The organism is Chryseobacterium sp. CS3K3.1, assembly GCF_059515165.1.
In genome coordinates, this window is record NZ_JCAKRV010000007.1 from 1 (window position 1) to 14,304 (window position 14,304).

Annotated in this window: 11 protein-coding genes and 8 tRNA genes; 1 reads left to right on the plus strand and 18 read right to left on the minus strand. The window is 37.0% G+C overall.

Features of this window, described 5'->3' with window-relative positions; genetic code table 11:
* Nucleotides 1-22: 22 nt before the first annotated feature.
* The 11 genes from nusG to AC5YGI_RS08320 form a co-directional block, all read right to left on the minus strand.
* The gene (nusG, locus tag AC5YGI_RS08270) at nucleotides 23-565 is read right to left on the minus strand and encodes a transcription termination/antitermination protein NusG (RefSeq protein WP_002976412.1); all 543 of its coding nucleotides are present in this window, start codon (nucleotides 563-565) and stop codon (nucleotides 23-25) included.
* Nucleotides 566-584: 19 nt separating this feature from the next.
* The gene (gene secE / locus AC5YGI_RS08275) at nucleotides 585-791 is read right to left on the minus strand and encodes a preprotein translocase subunit SecE (protein WP_002976410.1); all 207 of its coding nucleotides are present in this window, start codon (nucleotides 789-791) and stop codon (nucleotides 585-587) included.
* Between the two features lie 12 nt (nucleotides 792-803).
* Nucleotides 804-874: transfer RNA gene (locus tag AC5YGI_RS08280), tRNA-Trp, on the minus strand.
* A 64-nt stretch (nucleotides 875-938) separates the two neighbouring features.
* Nucleotides 939-2,126 (minus strand): elongation factor Tu, encoded by a 1,188-nt coding sequence (gene tuf, locus AC5YGI_RS08285; protein WP_110008219.1) that lies wholly within the window; start codon nucleotides 2,124-2,126, stop codon nucleotides 939-941.
* A 260-nt stretch (nucleotides 2,127-2,386) separates the two neighbouring features.
* Nucleotides 2,387-3,493: an HTTM domain-containing protein gene (locus AC5YGI_RS08290; RefSeq protein WP_330743546.1), complete on the minus strand. Its 1,107-nt coding sequence runs from the start codon at nucleotides 3,491-3,493 to the stop codon at nucleotides 2,387-2,389.
* A 2-nt stretch (nucleotides 3,494-3,495) separates the two neighbouring features.
* Nucleotides 3,496-4,062, minus strand: a complete 567-nt coding sequence (locus tag AC5YGI_RS08295; protein ID WP_330743549.1) for a hypothetical protein — start codon at nucleotides 4,060-4,062, stop codon at nucleotides 3,496-3,498.
* 159 nt (nucleotides 4,063-4,221) lie between these two features.
* Nucleotides 4,222-7,320, minus strand: a complete 3,099-nt coding sequence (locus tag AC5YGI_RS08300; RefSeq protein ID WP_330743551.1) for an efflux RND transporter permease subunit — start codon at nucleotides 7,318-7,320, stop codon at nucleotides 4,222-4,224.
* 69 nt (nucleotides 7,321-7,389) lie between these two features.
* A complete protein-coding gene (locus tag AC5YGI_RS08305) occupies nucleotides 7,390-8,475 on the minus strand; it encodes an efflux RND transporter periplasmic adaptor subunit (RefSeq protein WP_330743552.1) in 1,086 nt (361 codons plus the stop codon).
* Between the two features lie 4 nt (nucleotides 8,476-8,479).
* A complete protein-coding gene (locus AC5YGI_RS08310; RefSeq protein ID WP_330743553.1) occupies nucleotides 8,480-9,721 on the minus strand; it encodes a TolC family protein in 1,242 nt (413 codons plus the stop codon).
* Nucleotides 9,722-9,936: 215 nt separating this feature from the next.
* Nucleotides 9,937-11,301: a sensor histidine kinase gene (locus tag AC5YGI_RS08315; RefSeq protein ID WP_330743555.1), complete on the minus strand. Its 1,365-nt coding sequence runs from the start codon at nucleotides 11,299-11,301 to the stop codon at nucleotides 9,937-9,939.
* Complete coding sequence (locus AC5YGI_RS08320) at nucleotides 11,302-11,982, minus strand: response regulator transcription factor (protein WP_110008227.1); 681 nt, start codon at nucleotides 11,980-11,982, stop codon at nucleotides 11,302-11,304.
* 268 nt (nucleotides 11,983-12,250) lie between these two features.
* Between AC5YGI_RS08320 and AC5YGI_RS08325 the strand changes: the two genes are divergently transcribed.
* Nucleotides 12,251-13,027 (plus strand): GLPGLI family protein, encoded by a 777-nt coding sequence (locus AC5YGI_RS08325; protein WP_202841478.1) that lies wholly within the window; start codon nucleotides 12,251-12,253, stop codon nucleotides 13,025-13,027.
* Between the two features lie 356 nt (nucleotides 13,028-13,383).
* Here the strand turns inward: AC5YGI_RS08325 and AC5YGI_RS08330 are convergent.
* The 7 genes from AC5YGI_RS08330 to AC5YGI_RS08360 form a co-directional block, all read right to left on the minus strand.
* A tRNA-Thr gene (locus AC5YGI_RS08330) sits at nucleotides 13,384-13,455 on the minus strand.
* A gap of 41 nt (nucleotides 13,456-13,496) precedes the next feature.
* Nucleotides 13,497-13,569: transfer RNA gene (locus AC5YGI_RS08335), tRNA-Gly, on the minus strand.
* An 85-nt stretch (nucleotides 13,570-13,654) separates the two neighbouring features.
* Nucleotides 13,655-13,735: transfer RNA gene (locus AC5YGI_RS08340), tRNA-Tyr, on the minus strand.
* Between the two features lie 18 nt (nucleotides 13,736-13,753).
* A tRNA-Thr gene (locus AC5YGI_RS08345) sits at nucleotides 13,754-13,830 on the minus strand.
* A gap of 89 nt (nucleotides 13,831-13,919) precedes the next feature.
* Nucleotides 13,920-13,992: transfer RNA gene (locus tag AC5YGI_RS08350), tRNA-Gly, on the minus strand.
* Nucleotides 13,993-14,080: 88 nt separating this feature from the next.
* Nucleotides 14,081-14,161 (minus strand) — tRNA-Tyr (locus tag AC5YGI_RS08355).
* Nucleotides 14,162-14,179: 18 nt separating this feature from the next.
* Nucleotides 14,180-14,253: transfer RNA gene (locus tag AC5YGI_RS08360), tRNA-Thr, on the minus strand.
* Between the last annotated feature and the right edge of the window lie 51 nt (nucleotides 14,254-14,304).

Genomic DNA, 14,304 nt, shown 5'->3' on the forward strand with positions numbered 1-14,304 from the left:
TTTATATTTTATAAGTAATGTATTATACTTTTTCTACTTGCATGTAGCTCAGTTCCATTGGAGTTTTTCTACCGAAGATCAATACAGAAACTTCAATTTTCTTTTTGTCTTCAAGAATCTTCTCAACTGTACCATTGAATCCGTTGAAAGGTCCGTCGATTACTTTAACGTTTTCACCTACTACATAAGGAATTTCAACATCGCTTGCAAATTCTGAAAGTTCATCCATTCTTCCAAGCATTCTGTTTACCTCTGATTTTCTCATTGGAACAGGATCACCCCCTTTTGTTAAACTTAAGAAAGAAATAACTCCTGGGATATTTTTAATAACGTGAGGAATCTCTCCCATCAGGTCAGCTTCAATCATCAAGTAGCCAGGATAGTAAGGTCTCTCTTTAGGAACTTTTTTACCGTTTCTAATCTGGATTACCTTTTCCATAGGAATAACCACTTGAGTAACGTACTGCTCAAACCCTAAACGTTTGATTTCTGTCTCAATATAGTTTTTCACTTTATTTTCCTGTCCGCTGATTGCTTTCAGCACATACCATTTCAATTCGCTCATTATGGAAAATACTTAATTATTAATTGAACAAGTTGATTAGCATTCCTATGATGTTGCTGATTGCTTTTGAAAACAATTCATCAACTCCAAAGGTAAATAAAGCCAGAATAACTGTCGCAATAGTAACTACAATTGTAGAAGACTGAAGGTCAGCCCATTTTGGCCATTCAACTTTATGTCTGAATTCGTTATAAGAACCTTTTAAAAAATCGACAAATGAACTCATAATTTATATTTGCACGGGCACAAGGATTCGAACCCTGATCAACGGTTTTGGAGACCGGTATCCTACCATTGGACGATGCCCGTAGTTAAAAAAAGCTCCGTAAAGAGTGTTCCTTACGGAAGCTTTTTATATTGTTTTAGATGTGGATTAGTCGATGATTTCAGTTACCTGACCTGCACCTACTGTTCTACCACCTTCTCTGATCGCGAATCTAAGACCCTCGTTAAGAGCGATTGGCTGAAGTAATTCAACAGTGATTGTTAAGTTATCACCAGGCATTACCATTTCTACACCTTCTGGTAAGAAGATCTCACCTGTAACGTCAGTAGTTCTTACGTAGAACTGAGGACGGTACTTGTTGTGGAATGGAGTGTGACGTCCACCTTCTTCTTTAGAAAGGATATAAACCTCAGCTTTGAATTTCTTGTGTGGCTTAACTGAATCTTTCTTAGCGATAACCATACCTCTCTTGATGTCAGTTTTTTCAATACCTCTCAACAATAGACCTACGTTATCACCAGCTTCACCTCTGTCTAGGATTTTTCTGAACATCTCAACCCCTGTAATAGTAGAAGTTAATTTTTCATCACCCATACCTACGATATCAACTGGATCACCAGTGTTGATAACACCAGCCTCGATTCTACCAGTTGCTACAGTACCTCTACCTGTAATAGAGAATACGTCTTCGATTGGCATTAAGAATGCTTTATCCTGATCTCTAACAGGCTGCTCGATCCAAGTATCAACTGCATCCATTAATTCTTCAACAGTCTTAACCCACTTCTCGTCTCCGTTAAGAGCACCAAGAGCAGATCCCTGGATTACTGGAGAGTTATCTCCGTCATATTCGTAAGTAGATAATAAATCTCTAAGTTCAAGTTCAACAAGCTCTAAAAGCTCAGCATCATCCACCATGTCAACTTTGTTCATGAAAACAACGATTCTTGGTACGTTTACCTGACGGCAAAGTAGGATGTGCTCTCTAGTTTGAGGCATTGGTCCATCAGTTGCAGCACATACTAAGATAGCTCCATCCATCTGAGCAGCACCAGTTACCATGTTTTTAACATAGTCGGCGTGACCTGGACAGTCAACGTGTGCATAGTGTCTGTTTTCAGTTTCGTACTCGATGTGAGCTGTATTAATAGTGATACCTCTTTCTTTTTCTTCTGGAGCAGAGTCAATAGAAGAGAAATCTTTCTTCTCAGCAAGACCCTTGTTAGCTAATACACTACTGATAGCTGCAGTAAGTGTAGTTTTACCATGGTCAACGTGACCAATAGTACCAATGTTCAAGTGTGGTTTGTTACGATTAAACGTTTCCTTTGCCATGATTTAAAATTATTTATTTATTGTTTTTCAAATTTTCGGTGTGCAAATATAATGAATTTTTAAATACCAAAAACTTTTTATTAAAAAAACTTTCAATATTATCATCCAGTGAAGGACAAACCTTATATTTCAACGTATTGAGACTGCAAATTTACACATTTTTCCGGATTGAAAAAATCTTTCTGAAACCTTTTATGAAAAAGCCTGAAACCCAATATAAAAAATAAGTTTCAGAAAGCAGCATTCACTCTTACCTGTGTTTATTTCAGAATATTATTCCGATCAGTCTTCCTTAATGACCGAATCAATAAATACAATGAAAATAAAAACGCACTTCCCAGCATAATAAGAGGTGTGGAAAGTTTGCAGAATGCAATAAGGGAGAAGAGACCGTTTATCACAGATCCCATTGTATTAATATTAAAAATTTTCAGTACTAAAAGGTATAGAATTACTACTGCAATAGCTGCTTTCCTATATTCCGGATTAAATATTCTGAGCATCCCATTCTTGATTCGGTTTCTGAAACCTGACGGCAGGAGCCATGCCGGAATAAAAAGGCTGTAAAGTCCTATGGAATTCATAAAAGATATATTCAGCATCAATAATACATTAAGGTGAAAGAAAATAGTTACCAGCAGCATATATCTGAAAAATTTCGGAGACATGAACGCTACAATAAAAACCATTTCAAAAATAACAGTAAAATAATCCAGGGCTTCCCAGAATATTTTAGAATTAATTCCTTCATAAAAATCCGAAAGCAGATCGTTCCACCCTATAATAAACCTATATTGCGTAAAAAATATTTGAGTATACTGAATATCAGTGCTCAGCCAGCCTCCCAGAATTTTAGAAAACCCGGCAGTAAACATTCCGAAGCTGAAAATCAAACTTATCATAAACAGAGGCCACGATTTTGCCAGCTCATCCGTTTCTTTTACGGGCTCAGGAAAGAAGCTAAAGGTTTTGTTCCAGGGAGAGAATGCCATTATCATGATCGGAAGTGTATAAATAAAATCGTGATTCACTTTTCCAAACGAATAGGCATAATTATTCGTCAATACATACAGGATCATATACAATATTGCAAATATTCTAGGTTTATATCCTATCAGTATCAACAATAAACATGCGTAGATTATATATCTGCAAAGCACAAAAAATGCTTCAGAAGGGACAATATCCGTGAAAGACAGGATGCTGATGGGCGGAAGCATAGCACTGTTAGGAATAGAATGGATCCAGCTGTTATCTGCTACTCCCGACCATAACAGGAACATGGAAAAAAATATTCTGTAAAATGCCAGGAACTCATAGCTGGGACGGTAAGAAACAAAGGGAAGTTCTTTTAATTTATTCATCATTATTAGTTTAAAAAACGATAACTCAGTACAGTATCATACACAGATTTCTGGGTCAATTTTCTTGTGGTTATATCAAAATCTTTAGTTTCATTGATCACCTGTATAGCGGCGACTTTTTTACCGGGAAATCTTTTCTCAAGTCTGTTTACAATGAATTTTTTACTTTCTTCCATATCCACTTTTTTAATGTTCCGGTTAAGGATAGATTTTTTCAACAGGTAAAACTTCTTTTTATAAGGAGGAAGGGAATTCACCCGGCTGTCCAAAACCGGATATTTCCTTGGAAAAAGCAAATTCTGAATAAGGGTAATCTGTATGGTTCTCGGTATACTTTCTCCCAGATAATCATTATTGACCAAAATACTGTCTGACCCGTCTTTAAAAAAGACATGGGAAGTGGTTTTGGTAAAATTAATATATTTTCCATCTTTTATGGGATAGGATGCGAATCCCGGAAAGTTAAATGAAGGATAGGTTTCTTCAATATTAACCTTAAAAACAAGTTGCAGGGGAAGCAAGACGATTAAAAAGCCAAACAAAAAAAGAACTCTTTTTTTGTAGCGTTTCATTTTGTGTTTTAACATTTGTGTATAGAGATGAGGGATTAATTATAAGATATCATTTGTTTTTTTCTAATTGCCCAATTTAATTATTTTATTCGAAATCAGACGACAAGAAATTAAAAAAAATCGCCTTAGGAATTTCCAAAGGCGAAATATTATAACAAATTAAATTGATTGCAGTTTTCCTGTTCTGTTGAAGATCCAGAAAATAATCGGGAAAATAAGCAGAGTAAGCACTGTAGCTGTAATCAGTCCTCCGATAATGACAATTGCAAGAGGTTTCTGAGACTCCGATCCGATTCCTGTAGACAAGGCAGCCGGCATAAGCCCTATGGAAGCCATCAATGCTGTCATAATTACAGGTCTCGTCCTGGATTTTACTCCATTTAATATAGCGGTATCGATATCCATTCCGTCTTTAACATTCTGGTGGAATTCTGTAATAAGGATTACCCCGTTCTGGATACAAATTCCCAGAAGAGCAATCATTCCTACTCCGGCAGAGATTCCAAAATTGATTCCGGTAACATGCAAAGCGATGATACCTCCAATCAAAGCAAAAGGTACGTTTGCCAATACCAGAAGAGAATCTTTCATATTGCCGAACAGAATAAACAACAGGAAGAAAATCATCAGAATACTCACCGGTACTACCTGCGCCAGCCTGTGTGAGGCACGCTGCTGGTTTTCAAACTGACCTGTCCATCCTATTGAATAACCGTCCGGAAGTTCAATCGTTTCTACTTTTTTCTGAGCATCCGCAATCGTACTTCCCAAATCCCGGTCACGGATGGAGAATTTCACCCCGATGTATCGCTTGATATTGTCTCTGTAAATAAATGCGGCTCCGTTATCTTTAACAATGGTGCTTATTTCTTTTAAAGGAATCTTTGCTCCATCCTGTGTAGGAACCATCAAAGCAGCAATGTCATTTTCATTGGTTCTGTATTCCTGAGAATACCGAAGACGGATCGGGAATTTCCTTTCCCCATCAAACATTTCAGAGGCAGTTTTCCCTCCAAATGCCATCTCCAGCACAGCCTGCGCATCTGCGGGCATCACTCCATAAGCGGCCATTTTATCTCTGTCCAAAACCACGCTTACTTCCGGCTGGCCGATATTTTTAATAATTCCCGGATCCTTCACGCCTTGTACGTCTTTAATTTTAAGCAAAACTTCGTGGGCTAATTTGTCAAGGGTTTCCAGGTTATCACCATAGATTTTGATTCCGTTTTCAGCTTTAAAACCGGCCACTGCCTCTGCTACGTTATCTGAAATAGGCTGGGAGTAGTTGAAAGTAATTCCCTGATAACTTCTGAGTTTTTTGTCTATTTCATTGATCAGTTCGTCATAAGTAATCTTACGCTTCCATTCTTCTCTTGGCTTAAGGTTTACCGCAAACTGTACAAATCCGAATCCGTTGGGATCGGTTCCATCATTACTTCTTCCCGTCTGGGCGAGCACATCTGTCACTTCGGAAAAGCTCATAATGTCCTTCTTTAAAAGATCAGCTGTTTTCAGAGATTCTTTTAATGAGGAGCTCATCGGCATTTCGGCTGTGATCCACAATGAACCTTCATTCAACTGGGGTAGGAATTCTGTTCCAAGGAATTTCCCCGAAAACAAAGTAACAGCCAGAAAGGAAATCGCTACAATCATACTCATCTTCTTATGCCTGAACGTTAAATTAAAGCCTTTCAAAACGATTCTGTCCCAGAAATTCACAAACGGATTGTTTTTTTCTCTTACATTTTTATTTAAAAGGATATGCGAAAGAACAGGAACAAGAGTTAATGTAAATATCAATGCTCCCATTAATGCAAACCCTAATGTAAATGCCAGAGGAGAAAACATTTTCCCCTCTACTTTCTGGAATGAGAAAATAGGAATCAAGGAAGTAATGATGATTAATTTTGAAAAGAAGATGGCTTTTCCCAGTCCTGTTCCGGTTTGCTTAATCCATCCTCCCTTGGCAAGTTTATTAAACTTCTCCGTCCCGTACTTATGCGCTTTATGATCCAGCATTACGAAAAGGCCTTCCACCATGACGACGGCTCCGTCTATGATAATCCCGAAGTCTACTGCTCCCAAAGAAAGCAGGTTCGCACTCATTCCTGCCAGTTTTAAACATAAAAAGGCAAACAATAAGGATAATGGGATAATGATGGAAACAATCAGCGTGGTTCTCCAGTCTGCCATAAAGATCAAAACAATAACCGTTACCAGTACGATACCTTCAATAAGGTTATGCATTACGGTATGAGTGGTAAAATCCATCAGATTGTCACGATCGTAGAAAGTCACCATTTTAACATCTTTCGGAAGTACTTTTTCGTTAAGCTCTTTAATTTTAGCCTTCACCCCTACTAAAACCTCTCTCGGGTTCTCCCCTTTTCTCATCACAACAATTCCTTCCACCGTATCGTCATGATGATTAAGAGCGGCCTGCCCTACTCTGGGCATGGAACTTTCGTGAACTTCTGCTACATTTTTTACCAAAACAGGGTTTCCACTGTCATTCTGAATGGTAATATTTCCAATATCCGCTACAGATTTTACCAAACCGATACCTCTTACCACATAAGCCTGACCATTTTTTTCAATGACATCTCCTCCTACATTCAGGTTACTTTTGGTGACAGCATCATATACCTGAAGCGGCGTAAGGTTGTATTTATCCAAAGCTCTCGGATCGATACTCAGTTCAAAAACTTTATCCTGTCCTCCGAAAACATTGATATCCGCAACGCCGGGAACTCCTCTTAAAGCACGGTCTATTACCCAATTCTGCAGGGTAAGCAGCGCCCGGGAATCTTTGGTTTTACTTTCAAGCGTATATCTGAAAATTTCACCGGTTGGCCCGTAGGGTGGCTGTACTTCGGGATCTACCTCATCAGGAAGGCTAATGGTTCTTAACTGGTTATTGACCTGATTTCTGGCAAAAGTATCGTCCACCCCGTCGTCAAACAGAATTTTAACAATAGAAAGCCCAAACATGGTGGTACTTCTCACACTTGTTTTCTTTTGAACCGGGCTCATTGCCAATTCAATGGGAGTAGTAACAAAACGTTCTACTTCTTCTGCACTACGCCCATTCCATTGGGTAATGATGACAATCTGAGTATTGGTTACATCCGGAAAAGCTTCAATAGGCATGTTTTTGAAACTTATAAAGCCGGAGATGGCTAAAATCGCTACCCAGATAAAGGTAAATGCTTTATTTTTTAATGAAAAAGCAATTATATTTTTTATGAATTTATTCATGATAGATACATTGATGACCTAAAAAAGCCGTTAAAGAAAAATATCAGTATTCTTAATGGTTTAATAAGACTAGCTGTTCAGTGAACGGTAGATCAGCAGCTGGTTGTTGGTAATCACTTCTTCTCCTTCTTTCAGACCGTCTGCAATATAGGTGACATCACCCACCTGCTTTAATACTTTGATTTCTCTGATCTTCACATCTGTCCTGGATTTAAAAACCACTACGAAGCTTTTATTATCATCAAAAATCACTGCTTTGGAGGGAACGGTAAGCGTAGAGTTGCTTTCCAGACTGGAAACTTTTATCGTGGCTTTACTCTCTGGGATCAAAAGTCCGTTGGCATTGTCTAATACGACTCTTGCCTGCATGGCATTGGTCTGCGGGTCAATAATTTTGAAAATTTTATCAATTTTTCCGTCAAAAACTTTGTCCGGATAAGATAGAGTAGATACCTGAGCTTTCATTCCAAGACTGATTTTATCAATATCAGATTCATTGACATTCATAATCGCCCATACATTGGTGGTGTTGGCCACATCAAAAATATTATCGCTTCTGTCACTTCTCAGCTGCATATCTTTATTGATACTTTTCTGAACAATATAACCGCTGATAGGTGCTACCACACTGTATATATTCCCGGTTTTTACATTATAAACCGTACTTACTGCTGCAGCTCTCTGTAACTGATCTTCGGCTTTTTGCAACTGGCTTTTAGCTTCCAGTACATCTCTTTCGGTATTCAGTTTTCCTTCATAGAGTTCTTTCGCGACACGAAGGTTATTTTTTGCCACTACCAGATCTGTTTTTGCATCACTTACATCCTTCTGAATTTCTGCAAGCTCAGTACTTCTGATGGTGGCTAAAACCTGTCCTTTTTTTACATAGTCGCCCAATTCTACATTGACGCTCATTACATTTCCTCCAACTAATGGATAAACATCTATATAACTGTTTTTGTCTGCGGAGATTTTTCCGTAAAAACTGTATTCGTCTTCTATATTTCTTTTTTCAACCTTTGCCAGGGAAATAGAACTCAGCATCGTATTACTGAGTTCAAATCCTTTTTTGGTGTGAATATTTTTCTCTTCCTCTTTTTTTGAACAGGCTATTAATGAAAGAACCATCAATACGGGAATAATATATGTTTTCATGATTTTAATAGAAGATTTTCGTTTGTACTAGTTGATTAAGCTGTTCTGCAGACTGCATGATCTCATTTTTCATATCGTAGATCTGAAGGGCTGTTTCCCTGTAGCTGTCCATAAAGTCTGTAAATTCAATCAGGTTGACATTTCCCTTTCTGAAATTGTTCAGCATTCCGTTATAAACAAGCTCCATATTCTGAAGATCTGTCGTTTTCACATCCTGCAGCTGATCATATTGTGCTTTCCAGGTTTTGTAGGCAGACTGAACTTTGGTTTCCAGAGTCAGCTTTTGAAAGTCTGCATTTTTCTGGTTCTGTTGAATCGCATAGTTTGCTTTTACAACATTTCCCTGATTCGCTTTCCATAGCGGCAAAGGAATTCCCAAGGTTAGATTCGCTTCGTTATTAAAAGTTCCTCCCGCCTGATCCCATGCAGCTCCTACCGTAACATCAGGGACATTCAGTGATTTCTGCCATTGTGCATACAGCTTACTGCTATCAATAAGCTTTAGATTATACCGGTAATCTGCATTATTTTCAAGGGCTTTACCTTTCAACTCTTCTTCATTACCGAAAGGCTGTGCTGCCAAAGCTTCTTTAGCTTCGGTTTCGGATATTGTTGGCTCTATTTCTTCTGAAACTCCTGTCAGAACTTTCAGATTCTGTTCAAAATCAAGAATATTTTTGTTGATCTCCAGCTTATCATGATTGAGTTGGATCACTATACTCTGTAATCTGACAGCATCTTTAAGAGAAACATTTCCTTTGGAAGACTGTACACGGTAAGCATCTAAGAGATCATTCATATATCCCAGCTGCCTGTTGGTGTTTTCCAGTTTTAGTTTTTCATAATAAAGATTGAAATAAGCAGAACGAAGCTGATATCGTAAATCTGCCAGCAATTGGGAAAACTGAAGCTGGGCCAGTTCTTTATTGGACCTGGCAAAAGCAATTTCATTTTTCTTTTTGCCACCCATATAAATCAATTGAGTAATACCTGCTCCCTTAGAATGTCCTACATCAAAAAACTTTTTGTCCTGCGGATTATAAGCATTGAACTGTCCGCTTAATTGAGGTAATTCCCAGATTTTAGCCTGCAGAATATCCGCATCAGCCATATTGATATTGTACTGTTCGGCGAGCAGCTGGAGGTTGTTCTTCTGAAACGCTTCTTCGCATTCCAAAAGAGACATCTGCTGTTGTGCCGCCATGAATGAGGAAACGGCCAGGCACAGCACTGCAATTCTGTTCATTATTTTTATTTTTAAATTACAAAATTGCTTTGATGCGATTAAAAGAAACTTAAATGACGCTTAAAAAAATATTAAAATAGGCTTGAGCAGGCCGTTTATCCAATAAATCAACGGATAAAACAAGTGAATTTTTCTCTAATTATTGAATTTTTGTTAAAAAAAACCAATCGCAGGTTTAACAAAAAAACAACTGTTTTATATCAGTTGTTTTTCATTTATTTTTTAAAACTTATGGTAAACTTATTGATGAAATCTGCTGGTGAAGAATATACAATATCTGCATCATGATATTCCAGAATCCTTTTGACAATTCTAAGACCTAATCCTGACCCCGCAATATTCTGTGCATTATTTCCTCTCGTGAAAGCTTCAAACAGTTTAGCCTGCTCATCTTCAGAAATCGTATTACCATGGGAAATTACTTCAATAGAAAGATTATCATTGGTTTCAGTAATCAGGACCTTCACCTCTGTATTGTCCGAATACACGGCAGCATTTTTAAACAGGTTGATAAAGACAATCACCAATAATGACTGGATTCCCCTGATGGTTAAAAATGCATTTTCAAAGCTATTTTCATTGATCAGAAAATCCAGTTTAAGCTGTGGATAACTTTTTTCTACAGCTTCAAAAGCTTCAAAAATAACTTCATCAATTCTTACTTCCTCATAAATACTCTGAATATTTTCTTTATCAAATTTGGTCAGCAATAAAAGCGAGTTGGTCAGATCGGACAGTTGATATACATCTCTCTGGATTTGCTTTAAAGATGATAATGTTTCCGGAGAATGTTCTTCAAACTTAATCAGGTTTTCCAGCTGAAAGGCCATTCTTGTTATTGGGGTTCTGATCTCATGCGAAGCACTGGCCGTAAAATCTTTTTGGGACTGAAATACATCATCCAGCCTTCCAATCATTGTATTAAACGATTTTGCCAGAACGCTTACTTCATCATTTGACTGTTCTACCGGGATCTGTGTGGTAAGTTTATGGGCAGTAACTTCAGAAATTTCTTTGTTCAGATCTTCCAAAGGACGGAGGAACTTTTCCACAAAATAATAGCTGAAGAAACCAATAAGCATAGTACTCATCACATACGCTGTAATCAAAAGATATTTAAGATAACCTAATTTGGATTTTCCGTTTGTATCAAAGGCACTTGTAAGGATATAGTAATTTTCACCATTGATATTCCTGAGCGCGGCGTAAATTTCCGGGACGGTTTTTTCCGTATAGATAATCTTCTTTTTATCCAGCTCTTTAAGCATGGCGCTGTCCCAAATGACATTCCGGTCTTTAATCGTACTGTAGATGAGTTCTTTTTTTTCGTTGAAAATTAAAATCTTTTCATTCAAAAGGATATTATCTGAATTTTCATTGAAAAAAACAGGTGCTTCTTCTTCAAAGTCTTTGGATTTTGAAATGAAATGGGAAGTAAATTCAAGCCTCTGCCTGAATCTTTCTTTAAATTCATCTCTTCTGAAATCATTAAAAGATAAATAAATGACCGCCATCACCATCCCAAAAAGTAGTGAAAAGGCGATACTGATCGTTAGGGCTATCTTTCTTTTTAAAGACATTTATAAAGGACTTAGGTAGTATCCGAAACCTGAACGGGTGTGGATCAGTTTTATTTTAAAATCTTTATCAATCTTTTTCCTCAGAAAATTGATATAAACTTCTACGGTATTGGTATTCGTATTAAAATTGTGTTCCCATACATGTTCTGTAATCTGTTGTTTGGAAACCGTTCTTCCCTGCGCTTCCGCAAGATAAACCAACAGCTGGAATTCTTTTAATGTAAGTGTTATTTCATTTCCTCCACGATAGACCTTCTGTTCTGTTTTATTGATAATAAGGTCGTCAACTCTTAGAATATCCTGATCTGCATTATCAGAAGGTGCCTTTCTTCTCAACAGCGAATTGATTCTTAGCAGAAGTTCTTCAAACTGAAATGGCTTTACAAGATAATCATCAGCCAGTCTGGTGAAGGCGTCTTTTTTATCAGAGATATCTCCATAAGCAGAGATGATAATGATGGGGGTATTTTTGTCAAAAGAGCGGATCGTCTGGCAGACATCAAGTCCATTTATCTTAGGAACATTAATATCGAGTAAATACAGATCATAACTACTGTTTTTTATCTGGCGGAGAAAAGTTTCCCCGTCATAGATTTTATCACAATTAAAATTATTTGATTCTAAAAATCTGCACAACTCTGCAGACAGAATGAGATCATCTTCCAGTAAAAGAATATTCATCAAAAATTTATTTTACACGAATTTAACGAAAATTTTATGATTGTGATTGTAAAGCTGAAGTAAAAATCGGATCGATCTCCAATATATTAAGCCCAACAGTTGAAGCTTCGTTGGAAGTGTTTGAATAAAATTAAAGAATTTTATGAAGCGAAAAACCTTTTTCACTTAGTATGTATTCTATATAATAAAGAAGTTTTAGAAAATGCAGATTCCTCTAATAGAGAATAAAAAAATATTTGTATTATTATCTTGTAATTCAAACGATTATATGAAAATCACATTACTATACATATCAGGGCTCATTTTAACTTCACTATTATTTTCTGCTCAAAATAATAATGCGGTTATGGAGATTAATTATGAGACAAAATTAATTTCTGATAGCCTGAATAGAGAAAAAGTAAAGGTTTATTCATCAACTTTATTATGTAATAATACCGAATCAATTTATTGCAGTGCAGAAGCTAAAGCATACTATAAAGGAAATTCCACACAAACTATCAGTACAAATTACGGGAATATCCCTAAATATCCTAAAGCCGTAGAAAGCATTTATAAAGCCAACGGGGTTATTAATGCATTTCTACCGGTAGGAAAATATATTTTCTCGTTTGATGAGCCCAAACTCAATTGGGAGGTTTTGCATCAAACTAAACATATCAAAGGTTTTAAATGTCAATTAGCAAAAACCATCACCGATACTGGAGATACTTTTTTTGCATGGTTTACAAACGATATTACTATTTCGGATGGACCATTCCGTTTCAAAGGACTCTCAGGAATGGTTCTGGAAGTTTTCAATAAGAGTAAAACAATAGAAATTTACGCAACTGATATTAAAAAATCAGACGAAATTATAGAACCTCTAAAATATTATAATGAGGTTAAAGCTAAAAATAAACAACAGTTTTTAGAAGCAAGAAAAAACTTTCACGAAAATCCATCAATGTATAATGGTAATTTGAAAGTGGTAGATGCTAATGGCAATGATAAAACTAAAATGATGACAGACCGTTTGAAAAATGTAAATACTTTCCTTGATTAAGAATAATCCTTAAAGGAGTAAATGTTTCCAGGTATAAAAATCTACATCTATCCTAACTGCTTTCTTAGTTATCTGATCAATTATACTATCAGCTATTTTTACGTATATTATCCATCCTATATGGATTGGCTTAGAACTAATTGGCTTAGGTACTCAAATCTTACCAAAATACAATCTTCATCATTTTTGCGTTCTAATTATACAGTATGGAATACCGGCTGGTATTACCACATTTAACCCATGAATTTTTTAATCCATATCTTGTATTCTTGGCTATCTACATTGTACACAACCTGTTTCTTTTTCAAATAAAATTTGGGCATAAAAAAATCCCGAAGAAATTCGGGAAAATCGAGAGCCAACTACGGGACTTGAACCCGTGACCTCTTCCTTACCAAGGAAGCACTCTACCGCTGAGCTAAGTCGGCATCAACTAAAAAAATCACACTAAGTAGCGTGATTTTCGTTGAGCGGAAGACGGGGGTCGAACCCGCGACATTCAGCTTGGAAGGCTGACGCTCTACCAACTGAGCTACTTCCGCAATTTTGTTTCCAAAATTATTGGTAAACGCTGTGCAAAACTAAGAAAACTTATTTAATCTTGCAAGTTTTTTATAATATAAAATGTGGGGAGAGCAGGATTCGAACCTACGAAGCCGAAGCAACTGAGTTACAGTCAGTCCCATTTAGCCACTCTGGAATCTCCCCAGATATTTTATATTAAAATGGAGCCTCCAGAGGGATTCGAACCCACGACCCCGAGATTACAAATCACGTGCTCTGGCCAACTGAGCTATGGAGGCATTTTAATAAAGGACTGAAACTGATCGAGAAACTCTACTCTACACATTCCAGTGTTAAAAAAATCACTCTTAATGTTGTGATTTTATTGAGCGGAAGACGGGGGTCGAACCCGCGACATTCAGCTTGGAAGGCTGACGCTCTACCAACTGAGCTACTTCCGCAATTTTGTTTCCAAAACTATTGGTAAACGCTGTGCAAAACTAAGAAAACTTATTTAATCTTGCAAGTTTTTTTTATAAAAATATAAAGTGGGGAGAGCAGGATTCGAACCTACGAAGCCGAAGCAACTGAGTTACAGTCAGTCCCATTTAGCCACTCTGGAATCTCCCCAAAAGTTTATATTTTATGAGCCTCCAGAGGGATTCGAACCCACGACCCCGAGATTACAAATCACGTGCTCTGGCCAACTGAGCTATGGAGGCAAATATAAAAAAGAATTCAAAAGATCGCTGTTCCTTTTTTGCGAGTGCAAA

Coding starts and splice junctions, on each gene's coding strand:
- nusG (WP_002976412.1), bottom strand. CDS start 565: ATGAGCGAATTGAAATGGTATGTGCTGAAAGCAATCAGCGGACAGGAA.
- secE (WP_002976410.1), bottom strand. CDS start 791: ATGAGTTCATTTGTCGATTTTTTAAAAGGTTCTTATAACGAATTCAGA.
- tuf (WP_110008219.1), bottom strand. CDS start 2,126: ATGGCAAAGGAAACGTTTAATCGTAACAAACCACACTTGAACATTGGT.
- AC5YGI_RS08290 (WP_330743546.1), bottom strand. CDS start 3,493: ATGATGAATAAATTAAAAGAACTTCCCTTTGTTTCTTACCGTCCCAGC.
- AC5YGI_RS08295 (WP_330743549.1), bottom strand. CDS start 4,062: ATGAAACGCTACAAAAAAAGAGTTCTTTTTTTGTTTGGCTTTTTAATC.
- AC5YGI_RS08300 (WP_330743551.1), bottom strand. CDS start 7,320: ATGAATAAATTCATAAAAAATATAATTGCTTTTTCATTAAAAAATAAA.
- AC5YGI_RS08305 (WP_330743552.1), bottom strand. CDS start 8,475: ATGAAAACATATATTATTCCCGTATTGATGGTTCTTTCATTAATAGCC.
- AC5YGI_RS08310 (WP_330743553.1), bottom strand. CDS start 9,721: ATGAACAGAATTGCAGTGCTGTGCCTGGCCGTTTCCTCATTCATGGCG.
- AC5YGI_RS08315 (WP_330743555.1), bottom strand. CDS start 11,301: ATGTCTTTAAAAAGAAAGATAGCCCTAACGATCAGTATCGCCTTTTCA.
- AC5YGI_RS08320 (WP_110008227.1), bottom strand. CDS start 11,982: ATGAATATTCTTTTACTGGAAGATGATCTCATTCTGTCTGCAGAGTTG.
- AC5YGI_RS08325 (WP_202841478.1), top strand. CDS start 12,251: ATGAAAATCACATTACTATACATATCAGGGCTCATTTTAACTTCACTA.